The following is an 18122-nucleotide window of genomic DNA, read 5'->3' on the forward strand; positions in this document are numbered from 1 at the left end:
AGAAATCTAATTTTTCCATCAGCTTGCAACATTTGCGAAATCAACAACGACACAAGGAGCGCACACCACCGGTGGTTACCTCGACGACACGATAGTGCGATGCTCCGAACCGTTCTTGCCCCATCGCACATCGACATCGACCGGCGTAACCGCCAGGCTGCTCTTTCCGCTGCCCAGAAAGACTTCGACTACGCATCAGCCATAAGGGAAGCCCTCATACACCTGTACGAGTGACCGAATCTGGCGGAGCGTCGCGGACCGGCCGCCTCGACAGCCACCACCGGGACGCACAATCCCTGACACAGCAACACATCCGGAGTTTACGCAGCTCCGGGGCGGTACGGAGCGCGATGCCACGACATGCCATCCCACTGCTAGCATTTGCGCCCTGCTCGCTTCACCGTATTCGATCGTTTGCCTACCCCACAAGGAAAGAATCATGTCTGGACCACGTTTCGGCACGGTCGTGGCGGTGGACGGGCCCGCCGCCGCGGGCAAGACCACCACCTGCCTGGCGCTGGCGAAGACCTTCGGCCTGCGCTACCTCGAAAGCGGTCGAACCTATCGCATCATCGCCTTCGAGGCGCTGCAACGGGAAATCCCGGTCGACAACGCCCCCGAAATCACCGGCCTCTGCGACGAGTTGATCGAACAGAGCCGCTCCACCAGCCTGCTGACGTCCGAGCGTTATGCCTCCGCAGAACTGCGGAAAAAGCCTGTCAACGTCGCAGTTTCCGCAGTCGCGCGGATCGCGGACGTCCGGCAGCGCGTGACCAGCCTCATCAGGCTTTGGGCAACCACGCACGAGCACTGCGTCGTCGAAGGCCGCGATATCGGCACGGCCATCTTTCCCAGGGCGGCCGTCAAGTTCTATCTGACCGCGACTCCCGAAGTAAGGGCCATGCGGCGAGTCCGCCAGGAACGGGCAGAGTCCTACGAGAACGTGCTCGAGGATGTAATTCGCCGAGATGACGCCGATATGTCCCGCAAGGCATCGCCACTGGTCCCCGCCGCCGATGCCATCACGATCGACACCTCCGAACTCACCGTCGAGCAGGTGCTCCATCGCATGTCATCGACATGCCGAAGCCGTGGCTTAGAAATCAACCAATAGTGCGAGTAAGCTTCTGCTTCGTCTGCGACGAAGCTAAGTTGTCCTGAATATGACTTCAAGTGATCGATCAATGACAAGGAGTATCAAATGATGGAGCCGGCACTGGCGGCGAATGCTGAAGCCGAGCCGGTCTCCGGCAAATGCCTCTTTTGTCAGATACACGACCCCGAAGTCACCAAGCTGATGCACGACGGCAAGGAAATCTACGTACGCTGGGACAACTTCCCCGCTGCGGAAGGCCACGTCGAAGTCGTACCGAAGCGGCATGTCGAATCCTTCTTCGACCTGACGCCGAGCGAGCTCACCGAAGCATATGAACTGATCAAAGAGGCCCGGCGGACACTCGACGAGAAATACCAGCCCGACGGCTACACCATCGGCGTGAACGAACGACCGGCCGCGGGTCGCACCGTCGACCATCTGCACATCCACCTGATCCCCCGTCATCACGGCGACGTGGCCGATCCCCGCGGTGGTATCCGGCATGTCCTGCCCGGGACGAACCCGGACGAGTGGAACTCCTAGGCCGCGTCCTAGGTCTTCTTCGCCTCCACGACGAACCAGGTGCCACGCCCGCTCGGGAACACGCGGGCGGACGTGAAACCGGCGACGCCGAGTTCGCCGACCACAGCTTCCGGTCTGCGTGGCGAGAACCAGCGTGGTGACGACATCCGCGGGTCCTCGACCCAGCCTTCCTCACCACCTTCTTTGAGGCTGATCGCGGCGACACCACCTTTCGCGAGCACGCGATGGATCTCGACGAAGGCGGCGAGATGGGCCGTCCGCGGCACATGCAGCACGCTCGCGCACGCCCAGACGCCGTCGAAAACCCCGTCTGCGAAAGGCATCGCCAACAGATCCAGTTGCAGAACGCCGGCCACCGCGCACCGATCGCGGGTGGTCCGCAGCATGACCTCGCTGAGGTCGCCCGCGACCACGGTCGCGCCCCGCCGGATCAGGTAGTCCGAGTCACGACCGGAGCCGCATCCCAGGTCCAGCACGGAATCACCGGGCAGTGCCGCGAAGAAGCGGTCGAGTTCGCGATCCAGACCCGGGAACTTGTCAAGCGTGTCCGTGGTCCTCACGTAGGCTTCGGCACTCTCGTCATAGGTCCGGCGAGTGCTCGACACCACCGCCCGCAGACTCTCGTCGTTCACGTGCACTCGAAATCCTCACTCCGGATCTCCATCCCCAGTTTCGTCATCTCGTCGAGCAGTTCACGTCTGTCGAGCGCGCCGTAGCCGTGGCTCGCGTCGACGCTGATGCAGCCGACGAAGCGGTTGCGGCTGTTCCTGATGGGCGTGACGAAGAGCGCGGCCCGGTGCTTGAGGTCATTGAACATCTCCCAGGAGAGGTTCATCACCGATTCCGGACCGTTCCGCTTCACATGATCATCGAACTTCGCCTGGTCGTCGAGTTTCTTTGCCAGGGACTCGACGTCGAACTGGATCTCGCGATCACGGAGCCAGCAGAGCCCCACCGCCCCGACGCCGCGGGTGGGAGCGAACTTCCGCGTCGCGGGATAGGAAGACATCCGATAAGTCGAAAGCCGTTTCAGCACACCGTGTACCGGATGCCGCCACGTCCGCCTGCGCCGCCACACATGGAGCGCCAGGTCTCCCGTATCCAGTGGCGGCTCGATCTTCGCACTCATTTCGAGCAACTTGCCGAAGGTGGAAAGGACGCGGCGGCGCATCAGCACGTTCCGGTCCACGAACGAACGGCCCTGCCAGCTCTCGAACGGTGTCAGCGCGCCGAAAACCCCCGCCACGGCGAGAGTCACCAGCAACAGGTACGGACGATCGTGCAGGACGCCGTCCCAGAAGGCCTTGGAGGGCACGTTGTAAGCCTTGCCCGCCAGGATCAACGTCGCCGACAGCAGGACGGCCCTGTCCGCTGCCTTGGCGGTCACTCGTCTCATGGTCTCCGATCGCCGCTCTGATGGCGCCATGCCTTGCCGGGCAAGGCCGTACGACTGCCGTCCGGACGCGCCAAGACCACTTCCCGGGCCGCGGTGACGACACCGATCCGATGGAAATCGATCGACTCGGCGAGTTCGTCGGCCCGCGACCGCGGAATCGTGAAGACGAGTTCGAAATCGACCGAATCACCCATGACCAGACCGAGCGGATCCACTCCGACGTGGGTGCCCACCGCCGCGACCGCTTCGGGGACCGGTACGGCCTCTTCGTCGACGACCATTCCGACACCACTCAGTTCGGCGATGCTCTCCAGAGTCGCCTTGAGGCCGTCGGACGTGTCCTGACAGCTCGTGACCGCTCCGCTCGCCCCGAGCACCAGGCCTTCGTTCACCCTCGCCACCGGACGCTTCCAGCTCGCGAGCAAGGACGGGAGCACGCTTTCGATGGCCGGATCCGTCGAGCCGGCTCGCAGGTAGGCCATCGCTGCCCCGGCGGGACCGGTCGGGGCCGTCAAACACACGACGTCGCCAGGTTTGGCCCCGGAGCGCAAAAGAGCGCTGCCCGCCGGACACACCCCCAGCGCCGACGCGGAGAGGATCAGCCGTTCCGCCCCGCCGATGTCGCCGCCCACGTTCAGGCAACCGAAGGCGGCACAAGCGTCACGGATGCCCTTCATGACGAACCCGAACAGCGCGTCGTCCATGTCCGTCGGGTACCGGACGACGGAAAGCAGGCCGATCGGCTTCGCACCCATCGCCGCGATGTCGCTGAGGTTCGCCGCGACCAGGTAGTACCCGAGGTCGTATTCGTCGAGGTGCCCCATCTCGTACAACCTGAACTTGGGGCCCCGGACGTAGTCGCTGCCCACCACGAGATCGTGACTCCCGACCAGCCGGAACACGGCACAGTCGTCCTGGGCGTCGGCCCCCGTGGTCAGCTCCACCCGGTCGCCGTTCGAAGAGGACACCGGGACGAACTCGCCTGCCTGGCGGCCGAACAGTGGCACGATCGTCTCGGCCAGCCGGGTCGGCTCGTCCGAGAATTTCTCACCCACCACAGGACAGTCTCCTTCGCCAGGAATCGACCATTCGCATCGTTTTCCGCAGCACTTCCTTGCGCATCACGACCGCGTAGTCCCATTCGGGGTCCTCTATCGACAACACCGCCCCGACGACCGAGCGCAGATACTGTCTTTTCTGCCGTCCGGTCGGAAGATACACCCGGCTCTTGTCTTTGTAAGTTCGGAGGAAATACGCGGAATCCGGCCACGGCGGCAACGCGAGTTCAGCGAATGATCCGAGCTCTCGGTAGGACAGGTCGTCCTCGACCAGGAGTTTGTCCACGATTTCGCCGTCGACCGGAAGAAAGTGCAGATGCGCGTGCGTGATACAGGCATGACTCTCCTGTCCCGCGCTCGATCCGTGCTCCATGATCAGCGGTTCGCCGAAGGTCTCCCGGTACAGCGGAACGAGATGGCCAAGGAAGTCCCGCAACTCGGCGCCATGCGAGGAAAGCACCTGAGCGAACGACAAGTGGTGAAGTCTCGGCAGCAACAGGAGGTGCCCGGGGGTGAGCGGTGACATATCCGCCAGCAACGTCAGATTTTTCGTCGAACATATTGCCCGGGTCGGTGGATCCCCTTCGTAGAAACGGGCGAAGGAAGTGTCGTCCGATCCTGACAACTCCGCACAGAAATCCGCGCCCTCGCACCGCATGGTTTCGATCATGCCTCCCCCTGCCGCCTCGTCCTCGCCGTCGCCGATCAGGGCACCTGGATTTTTGCGCACCGATATGGCCGACTTGAACGGTCATTGGAGAGATTAGCTCGAACGTCGTAACGCGGGCACCGGTTCGTGATGACGGCGTATTGGACAAATGCAGGACACATCATGGGCGTAAATCCGCACGCTTCCGATTACTGGACGAAACCGCGGAAACAACGCCGCCGACCACCGAAATCCGTAACGGAAAAATGCCGCCTCCGAGAGACTCGGAGGCGGCATCGTGGGTTCGCTTCGACTACTGTCCCTCGCGCGTCAGCAGTTCCCGCACCCGTTCCCGCAGTGCCTCCCTCGGGTACGCGTTCACCTGGGCACCCGCCATCCGCACCGGGTCGCCGAAGAAGAAGTACTCGTACAGCGACTCCCGCCCGGCGAAACTCGAGACCGACGCGTCGAACGCCAGCTTGAACAGCCGCGCGCGGTCCTTCGCGGGCAGCGTGGCCGACTGGAGGTAGGTGTCGATGTCGGGACGGCCCTCCGTCTCGAAATCCGATTCACCCGGAAGTGCCATGAGGCCGGACGCGGAGAACTTGCGGATGATCTCGGCGAGCCGCGGCGAGACCTTCGTGGGGTACCAGTTCCGGGCGGCGTTGAGGACCTCCCACTTGGGCAGGAAGACGCCGTCCTCGCTCAGCTCGCCGTCGGCCTCGGCCGCGCGCAGTACGGCCTTTTCGATCTCGACGTAGGAGATCAGCTCCGACAGGTCCTGCTGGATGTGCTGGAAACCGCCGATGCCGATCGCGGCGGCGATCTCGCTCGCGAGACCGAGGTAGAACTCGGTCTTGGCCAGGGTGCGCGTGACCACCTGGTGGGTCATGAGCGCGCCCGCCCCGGTCTCGGAGTACCAGGCGTTGCACAGTTCCGGATGCCCCAGCAGGAAGACCCGCTCGTTCGGCACGAACACGTCGTCGAACACCACGACGGCGTCCATCTCCTCGAACCGGGAGGCGAGCGGTTCGTCGAAGGTCGAGCGGCCGTGGTCGAGGCCGGCGCGGCAGAAGTACTTCAGCCCGGGCGCGTCGTTCGTGACGGCGAAGGCGTAAGAGTACGGGGCGTCCTCGGGGGTACCGCGCAGGACGGTCGACGGGAAGACCAGGAGTTCGTCGGCGATCGGCGCGATGGTGGCGAGCATCCGGGCGCCGCGGATGACGATGCCGTCCTCCCGTTCCTCGACCACCTTCGCCGAAAGGTTGCCTCCACCCTGCTGGCTGCCGGACACCGAACGGTTGACTTGCGGCGGGATCAGGGTGTGCGTCGCGAGGAGATCGTTCTCGCGCGCCATCTCGTAGTACTTCTCGATACGCTCACCGAAGACGGGATCGGCCTGGGAGAAGAACTTCTTCGCCGTCGAAAGCGCGGTGAGCGACGAGTTCATGTAGTCGCCGGTGCGGCCGAGGAAGCCGTTGGAGTACTCCGCCCACACCGAGAAGGCGGCGCGACGGCGCTTGAGGTCCTCCTCGGTGCGTGGCACCAGGAACGAGGTGCCGACGCGCTCCCCCGTCGTCGGCGACTCGTAGGTCAGGACGTCACGGTGCGCCGGGTCGTGCTGGAGATCGAACAGCTTCGCGTAGGTCAGCGCGTTGTTGCGGAAGGCCGGGTGGTCGGCGACCTTCGAGGTCACCTTCTCGCCGTCGACGTACAACTCCGGCGTCATCGCGTTGAGCTTGTCGAGGTACTGCTGTCCGGTGCGGGCTCCCATGTCGTACTCCTTCTGGGGATGGACGTCGTTGTCAGAACAGGGATTCGTGGCCTTGCGCGGATTCGTGGATCGTCGAGAACTGCCCGTCGACGAAGCCGAGCGCGTCGCCCGAGCGGTAGTCGAACTCCCGTACCTCGCCGAGGAACAGGGTGTGGTCGCCACCGTCGTAGGCCGCCCACGGCGTGCAGTCGAACCAGCTGAGCACGCCGCCGAGCCGCGGCGCGTACCCGCCTTCGACCCAGGTGGGCGCGCCTTCGGGGCTCGGACGGCCGGCGAAGTTCATCGCGAGCGCCTCCTGTTCGGCGCCGAGGACGTTGACCGCGAACGGGCAGCCTGCGAGCAGGTCGTGACTCTTCACGGTGCGCTGGATCGACACGAGCACGAGCGGCGGGTCCATCGACACCGCGGTGAAGGAGTTCACCGTCAGTCCGTGCCGCTTGACCGTCCCCTCGGCCGTGGTCGCGTCGAAGGTCACCACGGCGACGCCGGTCGCGAACCGGCCGAGGCAGCCTCGGAAGAACTGCGCGGGCGGCCGATAGAGGCTCGATCCCGGCGGAAAACTGGTCTCACGTGACATCATCGTCGGATCCTGTTCTATAATCGAACAGCCAGTTCAACTATCGAAATGGATCGTATACGATGGTTTCGGACTCCCGCAAGGCTTCGAGCGCGTCCCAGACACTCAGCCGGGGCATCCGCGTGCTCGAAGTCCTTGCCGACGCCCAGGAAGCGCTCAGCGTCGACCAGATCGCGGAACGGCTCGGCGTCCACCGCTCGATCGCTTACCGGCTGATCCGCACACTCGAAGACCACGGGCTCCTGACCCGGGAGCCTGCCGGGAAATTCGAGCTCGGCACGCGCTTGGCGGCACTCGCGGCGGGGATCAAGCACGACCTGCAGGCCGCCGCGCTGCCCGAACTGACCGCTGTCGCGAACGAACTCGGCATGACGTGTTTCGTGGCGGTGATGGACCGCGAAGAGTGCGTGACCCTGGTCAGCGTGGAACCCCGGCACGCCGTCGCGTCCGTCGCGCAGCGCCCGGGGTCCAGGCATCCGTTCACCGTCGGCGCCCCCGGCCGGGCGATCCTCGCCCAGCTTCCGGAGGAGGATTGGCCGGAGGGAATACCGGAAGTGGCCGCCCGCGGATACGCGGACAGCCACGGTGAAGTGATCGAGAACCTCAGCGCCGTCGCGGTGCCGCTCCCCCTGCGCGGCCACAACCCCGCGGCGCTCGCGGTCGTCTATCTGTCGAGCACACGCGCTCCCGCCGAGCTCGCGGAGCGGCTCAAGGCGGCGGCGAAGGCCGTCCGTGACGCTCTCGGCGGGTGAGCGTCACGGACGGCGGGACTACTTGCCGAAACGCAGGGGACTTACCGCCTGCTCGGCCTCGTGGTCGGGCCCGAGCGGGATCCCCGACCGGTCACGCAGCAACAGGGTGGCGATGAGGCCGATGACGGTCATCCCCGCCAGGTAGACGGCGACCGACACCGACGTGCCGGTCGCGTCGACCAGCGCGGTCGCGATCGTGGGCGCGAACGCGCCACCGAGGATCGCGCCGATCGCGTACGAGATCGAGACGCCGGAGAACCGGATCGACGCGGGGAACAGCTCCGCGTAGAACGCCGCCTGCTGGCCGTAGGTGAACCCGAGCCCGACGCTGAGGATGATCAACCCCAGCGCCAGCAACACGATGTTCCCCGTGTCCACCAACGGAAAGAGCACCGCGACGCCGGCGAGCTGCGCGATCCAGCCGACGACGTAGGTGCGCCGCCTGCCGATCCGGTCGGACACCGCGCCCGCCGCCCAGGTCGAGATCAGCCAGGTGGCCGCCGACGCGGTCACCGCCCACAGCACCGGACCGCGGTCGAGCCCGATCGGGCCCTTCGGGTTGGTCGCGTAGTTCTGGATGTAGCCGCCCGTGGTCATGTAGCCGACGGCGTTGTTGCCAGCGAACACCAGCGCGGCCACCACGACCAGCACGGCGTGCTTGCGGAACAGCTGGATGATCGGGGTCCGGGTCCGCTCGCGGCGTTCGGCGATCTCCCGGAAGACCGGGCTCTCCTCGACGCGGCGCCGGACGTAGTGTCCGACCAGGATCAGCACGACGCTGAGCAGGAACGGGATCCGCCAGCCCCAGTCGAGGAAGGCCTGACCGGGGACGAGCAGGCTGGTCAGTGCCAGGACTCCGGAAGCCAGCAGGAGACCGAGCGGGACGCCGATCTGCGGCGAGGCGCCGAAGAGTCCCCGGCGTTTCGACGGCGCGTGCTCGACGGCCATCAGCACCGCGCCGCCCCATTCACCACCGGCGGAAACGCCCTGCAGGACCCGCAGCAGGATCAGCAGCACGGGCGCGAGGACGCCGATCTGATCGAACGTCGGGAGCACGCCGATCAGCGTCGTCGCGGCGCCCATCAGGATCAGGGTGAGCACCAGGACCACACGACGGCCGTACTTGTCACCGAAGTGGCCGGCGAGGAACGCGCCGAGCGGACGGAACAGGAAGCTCACGCCCACGGTGGCGAACGAGACGAGGGTGCTGTTCGCCCCGAGCCCGGAGAAGAACAGCTTGCCGAAGACGAGACCGGCGGCTGACGCGTAAACGAAGAAGTCGTACCACTCGACGGTGGTGCCGACGACGGTCGCGAACGCGACCCGGCGCCGGTCGGAGGACGGTGGGGCGGTCCGGCCGGGCGTGTGCTCATCCTGCGCTGGATTCGACACCTTGACTCCTTTGACGTAGGCCTGACGCGAGTGGCGGCCCGCAGGGATCCTCGGGCGAGGCGAAAGCCACTCGGTGACCGCCTTGCCACTGTGGCACGGAATCATATACGTTATTAGATACGAAGCAAGGGTCGAGGGATTCAGGGAAACATGGGCACTTACGAGGCAACGGCGCCGTCAGGTCGCGGGTCCGGTCCGCTGGGCACCCGGCCGGGCAAGATCATCGCCGTCCATCTCAGCTACGCGTCACGGGCCGAGCAGCGCGGGCGACGTCCGGCGAACCCGTCGTACTTCTTCAAGCCGTCGAGTTCGATCGGCACGTCCGGCGGCACGGTCGAACGTCCGGCGGGGACCGAACTGCTGGCCTTCGAGGGCGAGATCGCGCTGGTCATCGGCACGACGGCCCGGTGGGTCGAACCGGACGAGGCGTGGGACCACGTCGCCGCGGTCACCGCCGCGAACGACTTCGGCCTCTACGACCTGCGCACCGCGGACAAGGGCTCCAATGTCCGGTCCAAGGGCGGTGACGGCTACACCCCGCTCGGCCCCGGTCTCATCGACGCACGCGACGTCGACCCGTCGTCGCTGCGCGTCCGCACCTGGGTGAACGGCGACCTGGTGCAGGAGGACACCACGGCCGGGCTGATCTTCCCGTTGCGGCAGTTCGTTTCCGATCTCTCCCAGCACTTCACGCTGGAACCCGGCGACGTCATCCTCACCGGCACTCCCGCCGGTTCGACGGTGGTCTCCCCCGGCGACGTCGTCGTGGTCGAAGTGGACGTTCCCGGCACCTCCGTCAGCAGCGGACGGCTCCACACCACCGTTTCCCAGGGCATCCGGTCCTTTTCGGACATCGGCAGCCAGCCCTCGGTGGACGACAAGCAGCGCGCCGAGGCCTGGGGCACTCCCGCCGAAGAAGAACCGGCCGAGGAGGACGCGCCAGCGCTCAGCGAAGATCTTCGCGCCAAGCTCCTTCGCGCACCTGTCGCGGGACTGTCCGCCCAGTTGCGCAAGCGCGGGCTGAACAACGTCGCGATCGACGGCGTGCGCCCCAACCTGCCCGGTTCGAAGATCGTCGGCACGGCGAGGACCCTGCGTTTCGTCCCGAACCGCGAGGACCTCTTCAAATCCCACGGCGGCGGCTACAACGCGCAGAAACGCCTTTTCGACTCGGTCGGCACCGGCGAGGTGATCGTCATCGAGGCCCGGGGCGAACGGGGTTCCGGCACGCTCGGGGACATCCTGGCGTTGCGGGCGCGGTACCTCGGTGCCGCCGGAGTGGTCACCGACGGCGGGGTCCGCGACTTCGAAGCCGTCGCGGAGACCGGGCTCCCGGTGTTCTCGCAGGGTCCGCATCCGGCGGTCCTCGGCCGCAAGCACGTGCCGTGGGACATCGACGTCGCGGTCGCCTGCGGCGGGGCCACCGTGCTGCCCGGCGACATCATCGTCGGTGACGACGACGGCGTGGTCGTCATCCCACCGGCGCTGGCCGAAGAGATCGCCGACGCGACGCTCGTCCAGGAGGACGAGGACACCTGGATCGCGCAGCAGGTCGGCCAGGGCCGCCCGATCGAGGGGCTCTTCCCGCTCAACCCGTTGTGGCGGGAAAGGTATGAGGCATGGCAGAAGAAGCAGTGAAGACGACCAGCAAGTCCGAACTCGCCTACGAGTGGCTGCGTGAGCGGATCGCCCGGCACGAGTACGGACCCGGCTACCGGCTCGTCCTCGCCGAGATCGCCGGCGCGCTCGACATGAGCGTCGTCCCGGTGCGCGAGGCGATCCGGCGGCTGGAAGCCGAACGGCTGGTGACGTTCGAGCGCAACGTCGGCGCCCGGGTGGCGATGGTGGACCAGAACGAATACGTCCACGCGATGCAGACCCTCGGCGTGGTCGAAGGCGTCGCCACCGCCCTGTCCGCGCTGGGTCTGTCCGAAGAGGACATCGCGAAGGCGCGCCGGGTGAACGAGCGGATGATCGCCCTGCTGGACCACTTCGACGCGCACGAGTTCACCGCGCTGAACCAGCAGTTCCACTCGCTGCTCTTCGAATGCTGCCCCAACCCGCAGATCCTCGACCTCGTGCACCAGGGCTGGACACGGCTGTCCGGATTGCGTGACTCGACCTTCGCGTTCGTCCCCGACCGGGCACACCGGTCGGTCGAGGAACACGAACAGATCCTTCGGCTGATCTCCGAGAAGGCCGACCCGCTCGACATCGAATTCGCCGCCCGCAATCACCGCTGGGCCACCATGCAGGCCTTTTTGGACGCTCGAGAGCGCGCTAAGCGCTGACTGAGGAGGAATCTTGACCACCACGACTCCCCGGCCGATCCCCGACGGTGTCCCGGAGCGGATCCGGCACTACATCGGCGGAGAACTCACCGACTCTGCCGACGGCGCAGTCTTCGACGTGCTCGACCCGGTGACCAACGAGGTCTACGTCCGGGCCGCCGCGGGGAAGAAAGCCGACATCGACCGCGCCGTCGCCGCCGCGCGGAAGGCGTTCACCGAAGGCCCCTGGCCGAAGCTGCTGCCGCGCGAACGGTCGCGCGTGCTGAACCGCATCGCCGATCTGGTCGAGTCGCGGGACAAGCGGCTGGCCGCGCTGGAGAGCTTCGACTCGGGCCTGCCGATCGCGCAGGCGCTGGGCCAGGCCCGCCGCGCGGCGGAGAACTTCCGGTTCTTCGCCGATCTGATCGTCGCGCAGGCCGACGACACGTACAAGGTGCCCGGCCGCCAGGTCAACTACGTCAACCGCAAGCCGATCGGCGTCGCCGGGCTGATCACGCCGTGGAACACGCCGTTCATGCTGGAGTCGTGGAAACTCGCCCCCGCGCTGGCGACCGGCAACACCGTCGTGCTCAAGCCCGCGGAGTTCACGCCGCTTTCCGCGTCGCTGTGGGCGGAGATCTTCGAGGAGGCCGGGCTGCCGCCGGGCGTGTTCAACCTCGTCAACGGCTTCGGCGAGGACGCGGGGGACGCGCTGGTCAAACACCCGGACGTCCCGCTGATCTCGTTCACCGGCGAGAGCGGCACCGGCAGCCTGATCTTCGGCAACGCGGCGCCGTTCCTCAAAGGACTGTCGATGGAGCTGGGCGGCAAGTCCCCCGCCATCGTCTTCGCCGACGCCGATCTGGAGACCGCGATCGACGCGACGATCTTCGGTGTGTTCTCGCTCAACGGCGAGCGCTGCACCGCGGGCAGCCGGATCCTGGTCGAGCGCGCGATCTACGACGAGTTCGTCGAACGCTACGCCGCGCAGGCCAAACGCGTCGTGGTCGGCGACCCGAGCGACCCCAAGACCGAGGTCGGCGCGCTGGTGCACCCCGAGCACTACGAAAAGGTCATGAAGTACATCGAGATCGGGAAGACCGAGGGCAGGCTCGTCGCCGGCGGCGGCCGCCCGGACGGCTTCCCGACCGGGAACTACGTCGCGCCGACGGTGTTCGCCGACGTCAAACCGGACGCCCGGATCTTCCAGGAGGAGATCTTCGGCCCGGTCGTCGCGATCACGCCGTTCGACAGCGAAGACGAAGCACTGGCGCTGGCGAACAACACGAAGTACGGGCTCGCGGCCTACGTCTGGACCAACGATCTCAAGCGGGCGCACAACTTCGCGCAGTCCGTCGAGGCCGGGATGGTGTGGCTCAATTCGAACAACGTCCGTGATCTGCGCACCCCCTTCGGCGGGGTGAAGGCGTCCGGGCTGGGGCACGAGGGCGGCTACCGCTCGATCGACTTCTACACCGACCAGCAGGCGGTGCACATCAATCTCGGCGAGGTGCACAACCCCGCCTTCGGCAAGGGCTGACCCCCACTCCCCCGTCCACGAAGGATGCTGTCATGAACCCGATTCCCACGCCGTCCTCTCCACCGCCGGACGTCCTGCGCTGCGCGTACATGGAACTCGTCGTCACCGATCTGGCGCGGTCGCGCGCGTTCTACGCCGACGTCCTCGGCCTCACGGTGACCGAAGAGGACGAGAACACGATCAGTCTCCGCACGATCGACGAGTTCATCCACCACAACCTCGTGCTGCGCCAAGGCCCGATCGCGGCGGTCGCGGCGTTCTCCTACCGCGTGCGCTCGCCGGAGGACCTGGACAAGGCCGTCGCGTTCTACACGGAGCTGGGCTGCCGGGTCGAACGCCGCGAAGAGGGCTACACCAAGGGCATCGGCGATTCGGTGCGCGTGCAGGACCCGCTCGGCTTCCCGATCGAGTTCTTCCACGACGTCGAGCACGTCGATCGGCTCAGTTGGCGCTACGACCTGCACATTCCGGGCGCGCTGGTCCGGCTCGACCACTTCAACCAGGTCACCCCGGACGTGCCGCTCGCGGTGAAGCACATGGAAGACCTCAACTTCCGCGTCACCGAAGACATCCAGGACGATCAGGGCACGACGTACGCGGCTTGGATGCGCCGCAAGTCGACCGTGCACGACACCGCGATGACGGGCGGCGACGGGCCGCGGATGCACCACGTCGCCTTCGCCACGCACGAGAAGCACAACATCCTGTCCATTTGCGACAAACTCGGCTCGCTGCGGATGTCGGACCACATCGAGCGCGGTCCCGGCAGGCACGGCGTCTCGAACGCGTTCTACCTCTACCTGCGCGACCCCGACGGGCACCGCGTCGAGATCTACACGCAGGACTACTACACCGGCGACCCGGACAACCCGGTCGTCACCTGGGACGTGCACGACAACCAGCGCCGCGACTGGTGGGGCACGCCGGTGGTCCCGTCCTGGTACACCGACGCCTCCCTCGTGCTCGACCTCGACGGCAAACCGCAGCCGGTGGTCGCGCGGACCGACGACAGCGAACTGGAAGTCACCATCGGCGCCGACGGCTTCTCCTACACCCGCAAGGGTGACGACGAAGGCGAACTGCCGGCCTGGAAACAGGGCGAGTACAAACTCGGCAACCAGCTCTGAGGCGGGGACATGCTCGAACAGGAAACGATCACCTCGATCGCCGACGAACTGGCGGCCGCTGAGCAAGCCCGGGAGACGATCCCGCTGCTGACTGCGCGCTACCCGGACATGACCGTCGAGGACTCCTACGCCGTGCAGAACGAATGGCGGCGCCGGGGCATCGAGGCGGGACGACGTCCGGTCGGCCGCAAGATCGGGCTCACTTCGAAGGTCATGCAGGCCGCCACCGGGATCACCGAACCCGATTACGGCGCCATCTTCGCGGACATGGTGTTCGAGAACGGTTCCGTGATCGAGCACAGCCGGTTCTCGAACGTGCGCATCGAGGTCGAGCTGGCCTTCGTGCTCCGTGAGTCGCTGTCCGGACCGGACGCCACGGTGTTCGACGTACTGCGGGCGACCGAGTACGTCGTACCCGCGCTGGAGATCCTGTCGTCGCGTATCGAGATGGCCGGGCGGACCATCGTGGACACGATCAGCGACAACGCGGCCATGGGCGGCATGGTCTACGGCGGCAACCCGGTCGCCGTGGACGCCGTCGACCTGCGCTGGGTCTCGGCGCTGTTGTATCGCAACGAGACCATCGAGGAGTCCGGTGTCGCGGCGGCGGTGCTGAACCATCCCGCGAACGGCGTCGCCTGGCTGGCGAACAAACTCGCCCAGCACGGCGACAAGCTCGATCCTGGCGACATCGTGCTGGCCGGGTCGTTCACCCGGCCGATGTGGGTGCACCCCGGCGACACGGTGACCGCCGATTACCGGGATCTGGGGGCGATCACATGCCGCTTCGTCTAGACCCGCCCTTCCGGGACAAGTTGTCCGGACGGCCGCTGATCGGCATGTGGGTCACGTCGGGCAGCCCGGTCGTCGCGGAGATCTGCGCGGGTTCCGGGCTCGACTGGCTGCTCATCGACACCGAGCACTCCCCCGCCACACTGGAGACGGTGCAGTCGTTGTTGCAGACGATCGCCGCTTATCCGATCACGCCGATGGTTCGCGCCCCGTCCGGCGACGCGGTCGCGCTGAAGCAGCTGCTCGACCTGGGCGCGCAGAACCTGCTGGTGCCCATGGTCGACAGCGCGGAGGAGGCGGAGGCCGTAGTCCGGGCCGTCCGGTATCCGCCTCGCGGGATACGCGGCGTCGGCAGCGCCCTCTCGCGGTCCGCGCGCTGGAACCGGGTCGAGGGCTATCTGCCGAACGCCGACGAGTTCACGTCGTTGTTCGTGCAGATCGAGTCGACGGCGGGTGTCGCGGCCGCCGCCGGGATCGCCGCTGTCGACGGCGTCGACGGCGTGTTCGTCGGACCGTCCGATCTGGCCGCGTCGATGGGGCTGCTCGGACAGCAGACGCATCCCGACGTCACCGCGGCCGTCCTCGGCACCTTCGAGGCCGTTCGCGCGCACGGAAAGCCCGTCGGGGTCAACGCGTTCGACCCCGCGCAGGCCCAGCGCTATCTCGACGCCGGCGCGTCGTTCGTCCTGGTCGGCGCCGATGTCACCCTGCTCGCCCAAGGTTCGGAGGCGCTCGCGCGGCGGCATCCGGCTTAGAGTTGGCCGCATGATCCCGTGGCTGCTCGACTCCGATCCTGCCCTTCGCTGGCAGGTGGAACGCGACCTCGCGCACGAACCGCCCGAGGTCTGGGAGGCGACGCGGGCACGGATCGCGACCGAAGGATTCGGCGCGCGTCTGCTCGCCCACCAGGACCCCGACGGCCAGTGGGCGGGCGGCGCGTTCTTCCCGGCCGGGTTCTCCGGCTTTTCCGGCGAGGAAGACGGGCAGCCGTGGACGGCGACGACGTGGTCGCTGAACACCCTGCGAGAGTGGGGAATGGACGCCGGCGTCCTGCGCGGGACCGCCGAACTCCTCGCGAAGAACAGCCGGTGGGAGTACGACGACCTGCCGTACTGGGGCGGCGAAGTCGACTGCTGCATCAACGCGTGGACCCTCGCCAACGGCCTGTGGCTGGGCGCCGACGTCACCTCCCTAGCTTCGTGGTTCCCGGAGCACCAGCAACCCGACGGTGGCTGGAACTGCGAATGGGTCTCGGGTTCCCGGCGCTCGTCCGTGCACTCGACGCTGAACTCGCTCAAGGGCCTGCTCGCCTTCGAGACCGCGACCGGCGGCACCTCGGCTTCGAGGGCTGCCCGGCGCATGGGTGAGGAGTACCTGCTGGAGCGCGGTTTGTTCCGGCGGCTGTCGACCGGTGCGGTCATCGCGCCGTGGATCGCCGTCTTCGCTTACCCGTTCCGCTGGTTCTACGACGTGCTGAACGCGGCCGACTACTTCCGTGAGGCCTCCCTGCACGACGGCACCGCTCCGGACCCGCGGATGGCCGAAGCCGTCGAGCTCATCCGTGCCGCCCGGCAGCCGGACGGGACCTGGCTGCAGGCGCATCGGCATGCCGGGCGGGTGTGGTTCGAGGTCGACGTCGGGGCCGGTGAGCCGTCGAAGTGGCTGACCCTGTACGGCACGCGGGTCCTGAACTGGTGGGATCTCGAAAGCCGCATTTAGTCCTCTAAATGCGTTCGCGCGGGAAGCCGAAACGCGGCGAAAACACCAACCACCGCAACAAGAAGAATGAACCCGAACACGACGCCGAAAGCCAAGACAGGCGTTGCTTCGAGCGCCGCCAGGATCGCGCCGGTCACCGCCACACCCGCCACCGCACCGACCTGCCGGACCGTGTTGAACAGGCCCGAGGCACCACCCGCCGCGTCCGGGTCCACGGACGCCATGGCGATGGCGGACAGAGGTGACCAGGCCATCGCGTTGGCAGCGCCCAGGAGCGCGGCGCCCACCGTGATCCACCAGGGATTGAGCTTCAGCACGACCACGAGTCCCATGAGCAGCAAGCTCACCGCGAGGAGGCTCATGCCGAGTATCGCCGGTCGGCGCCCGCCCACCCGGTCGACCCAGCGGCCGGCCGGAGGCGACAGCAGGATCGCGACGACGGCGTCCGGCGCGAGGGCCACGGCTGCTTCGAAAGGGCCGAAACCGCGTTCGTCTTGGAGATACAGCATGGTGGGGAGCGGCATCGCGAGGACCGTCGCGCCGAGGGACGCCATCGCGATGCTCGCGTTCAGGTATCCGGACGATCGGTAGAGCCGAAGGGGCGCGAGTGCGTCCGCACCTTGGCCGCGTTCCCGGAGACAGAAACCGGCGAGCAGTACGACGGCGATGACGGCCGCCGGCAAGGAGAGGGCGTTCCAGGACAGCAGAGCCCAAACGAGGAGAGTCAGACCGGCCGTGCTCAGCGTGGCACCGAGCAGGTCGAACCGGGCGACGCCACCCGGGCTGCCCGGAATCAGACGGATTCCCATGACGACGGCGATGCCGCAGACGGGGACGTTGACCAGGAAGATCCAGCGCCAATCGAGGCTCGCCGTCAGCAGCCCGCCCAGGATCGGTCCGAGCAAGGTGGCCGCGGCGGCGACGGAACCCCAGATGCCGAACGCGCGGCCCCGCTCGTCCTCGGCGAACAGGCGCCGGATCAGCGTCAGCGGCTGAGGGGACATCGTGGCCGCGGCCAGCCCTTGCAAGATCCGGAAGACGATCAGCCATTCGATCGAAGGCGCGAGGCCGCACAGTGCGGAGGACACCGCGAAGCCCGTCATCCCGAACAGGTAGACGCGCTTCGGATCGAAGAGGTCGCCGAGCCGCCCGGCGACCAGCAGCGGGACCGAGAACGCGAGCAAGTAGCCCGCCGTCACCCAGAACAGCGCGGCGACGTCCCCACCGAGATCGGCTTGGATCCGCGGGCTCGCCACGGCGACGATCGTCGTGTCGAGCAGGAGTACGAAGAATCCCGCGAGCAGGGCCACGAGTCCGCCCCATTTGGAAGAAGTCGTCGCCGTTCCCCCAGTACGCACCCGATCACGATAGGGCCACGGACACGACCTGCCGTAACGAGGCCTGCCCACCTCGCGAGTTGTAAACCGACGGCTTCGT

General features: G+C 66.8%; 18 protein-coding genes. 10 read left to right on the forward strand and 8 right to left on the reverse strand.

Features of this window, described 5'->3' with window-relative positions; translation table 11 throughout:
• Positions 1–439: 439 nt before the first annotated feature.
• Together cmk and IE302_RS06355 are read left to right on the forward strand one after the other, a co-directional pair.
• The gene (gene cmk, locus IE302_RS06350; RefSeq protein ID WP_191252626.1) at positions 440–1114 is read left to right on the forward strand and encodes a (d)CMP kinase; all 675 of its coding nucleotides are present in this window, start codon (positions 440–442) and stop codon (positions 1112–1114) included.
• A gap of 90 nt (positions 1115–1204) precedes the next feature.
• On the forward strand, positions 1205–1639 hold the full coding sequence (locus tag IE302_RS06355; protein WP_191252627.1) for an HIT family protein: 435 nt from the start codon (positions 1205–1207) through the stop codon (positions 1637–1639).
• 8 nt (positions 1640–1647) lie between these two features.
• Here IE302_RS06355 and IE302_RS06360 read toward each other — a convergent pair whose 3' ends face one another.
• The 6 genes from IE302_RS06360 to IE302_RS06385 form a co-directional block, all read right to left on the reverse strand.
• Complete coding sequence (locus tag IE302_RS06360; protein ID WP_191252628.1) at positions 1648–2271, reverse strand: class I SAM-dependent methyltransferase; 624 nt, start codon at positions 2269–2271, stop codon at positions 1648–1650.
• Positions 2268–3026 (reverse strand): hypothetical protein, encoded by a 759-nt coding sequence (locus IE302_RS06365; RefSeq protein WP_191252629.1) that lies wholly within the window; start codon positions 3024–3026, stop codon positions 2268–2270. The genes IE302_RS06360 and IE302_RS06365 overlap by 4 nt, the downstream gene beginning before the upstream one ends.
• A gap of 5 nt (positions 3027–3031) precedes the next feature.
• Complete coding sequence (gene thiL, locus IE302_RS06370) at positions 3032–4090, reverse strand: thiamine-phosphate kinase (RefSeq protein ID WP_229907621.1); 1059 nt, start codon at positions 4088–4090, stop codon at positions 3032–3034.
• On the reverse strand, positions 4083–4763 hold the full coding sequence (locus IE302_RS06375) for an HIT domain-containing protein (RefSeq protein WP_191252631.1): 681 nt from the start codon (positions 4761–4763) through the stop codon (positions 4083–4085). The genes thiL and IE302_RS06375 overlap by 8 nt, the downstream gene beginning before the upstream one ends.
• Positions 4764–5055: 292 nt before the next feature.
• On the reverse strand, positions 5056–6516 hold the full coding sequence (gene hpaB / locus IE302_RS06380; protein WP_191252633.1) for a 4-hydroxyphenylacetate 3-monooxygenase, oxygenase component: 1461 nt from the start codon (positions 6514–6516) through the stop codon (positions 5056–5058).
• A 31-nt stretch (positions 6517–6547) separates the two neighbouring features.
• Positions 6548–7096 carry a flavin reductase family protein gene (locus IE302_RS06385; protein WP_191252634.1) on the reverse strand — a complete coding sequence of 183 codons (549 nt, stop codon included), beginning with the start codon at positions 7094–7096 and terminating at the stop codon, positions 6548–6550.
• A gap of 59 nt (positions 7097–7155) precedes the next feature.
• Between IE302_RS06385 and IE302_RS06390 the strand changes: the two genes are divergently transcribed.
• Complete coding sequence (locus IE302_RS06390; protein ID WP_191252635.1) at positions 7156–7845, forward strand: IclR family transcriptional regulator; 690 nt, start codon at positions 7156–7158, stop codon at positions 7843–7845.
• A gap of 18 nt (positions 7846–7863) precedes the next feature.
• Here the strand turns inward: IE302_RS06390 and IE302_RS06395 are convergent, their stop codons facing one another.
• Positions 7864–9237, reverse strand: a complete 1374-nt coding sequence (locus IE302_RS06395; RefSeq protein ID WP_191252636.1) for an MFS transporter — start codon at positions 9235–9237, stop codon at positions 7864–7866.
• A gap of 150 nt (positions 9238–9387) precedes the next feature.
• On the opposite strand from IE302_RS06395, the gene IE302_RS06400 reads away from it, so the two are divergent.
• From IE302_RS06400 to IE302_RS06430, 7 genes are read left to right on the forward strand one after another with little or no spacing between them, the layout of a single operon-like run.
• Complete coding sequence (locus tag IE302_RS06400; RefSeq protein ID WP_191252637.1) at positions 9388–10875, forward strand: fumarylacetoacetate hydrolase family protein; 1488 nt, start codon at positions 9388–9390, stop codon at positions 10873–10875.
• On the forward strand, positions 10857–11528 hold the full coding sequence (locus tag IE302_RS06405; protein ID WP_191252638.1) for a GntR family transcriptional regulator: 672 nt from the start codon (positions 10857–10859) through the stop codon (positions 11526–11528). Before IE302_RS06400 ends, IE302_RS06405 begins: the two co-directional genes overlap by 19 nt.
• Before the next feature lie 13 nt (positions 11529–11541).
• Complete coding sequence (gene hpaE, locus IE302_RS06410; RefSeq protein ID WP_191252639.1) at positions 11542–13047, forward strand: 5-carboxymethyl-2-hydroxymuconate semialdehyde dehydrogenase; 1506 nt, start codon at positions 11542–11544, stop codon at positions 13045–13047.
• A gap of 32 nt (positions 13048–13079) precedes the next feature.
• Entirely contained in the window at positions 13080–14174 is a 1095-nt protein-coding gene (gene hpaD, locus IE302_RS06415) for a 3,4-dihydroxyphenylacetate 2,3-dioxygenase (protein ID WP_191252640.1), read from the forward strand.
• Between the two features lie 9 nt (positions 14175–14183).
• Positions 14184–14969: a 2-oxo-hept-4-ene-1,7-dioate hydratase gene (gene hpaH, locus IE302_RS06420; RefSeq protein ID WP_191252641.1), complete on the forward strand. Its 786-nt coding sequence runs from the start codon at positions 14184–14186 to the stop codon at positions 14967–14969.
• On the forward strand, positions 14954–15721 hold the full coding sequence (locus IE302_RS06425; protein ID WP_191252642.1) for an HpcH/HpaI aldolase family protein: 768 nt from the start codon (positions 14954–14956) through the stop codon (positions 15719–15721). Before hpaH ends, IE302_RS06425 begins: the two co-directional genes overlap by 16 nt.
• A gap of 10 nt (positions 15722–15731) precedes the next feature.
• The gene (locus IE302_RS06430) at positions 15732–16685 is read left to right on the forward strand and encodes a prenyltransferase/squalene oxidase repeat-containing protein (protein ID WP_191252643.1); all 954 of its coding nucleotides are present in this window, start codon (positions 15732–15734) and stop codon (positions 16683–16685) included.
• Here IE302_RS06430 and IE302_RS06435 read toward each other — a convergent pair.
• Complete coding sequence (locus IE302_RS06435) at positions 16682–18043, reverse strand: MFS transporter (protein WP_191252644.1); 1362 nt, start codon at positions 18041–18043, stop codon at positions 16682–16684. The genes IE302_RS06430 and IE302_RS06435 overlap by 4 nt on opposite strands.
• Between the last annotated feature and the right edge of the window lie 79 nt (positions 18044–18122).

The organism is Amycolatopsis oliviviridis (assembly GCF_014654365.1).
GTDB lineage: Bacteria > Actinomycetota > Actinomycetes > Mycobacteriales > Pseudonocardiaceae > Amycolatopsis > Amycolatopsis oliviviridis.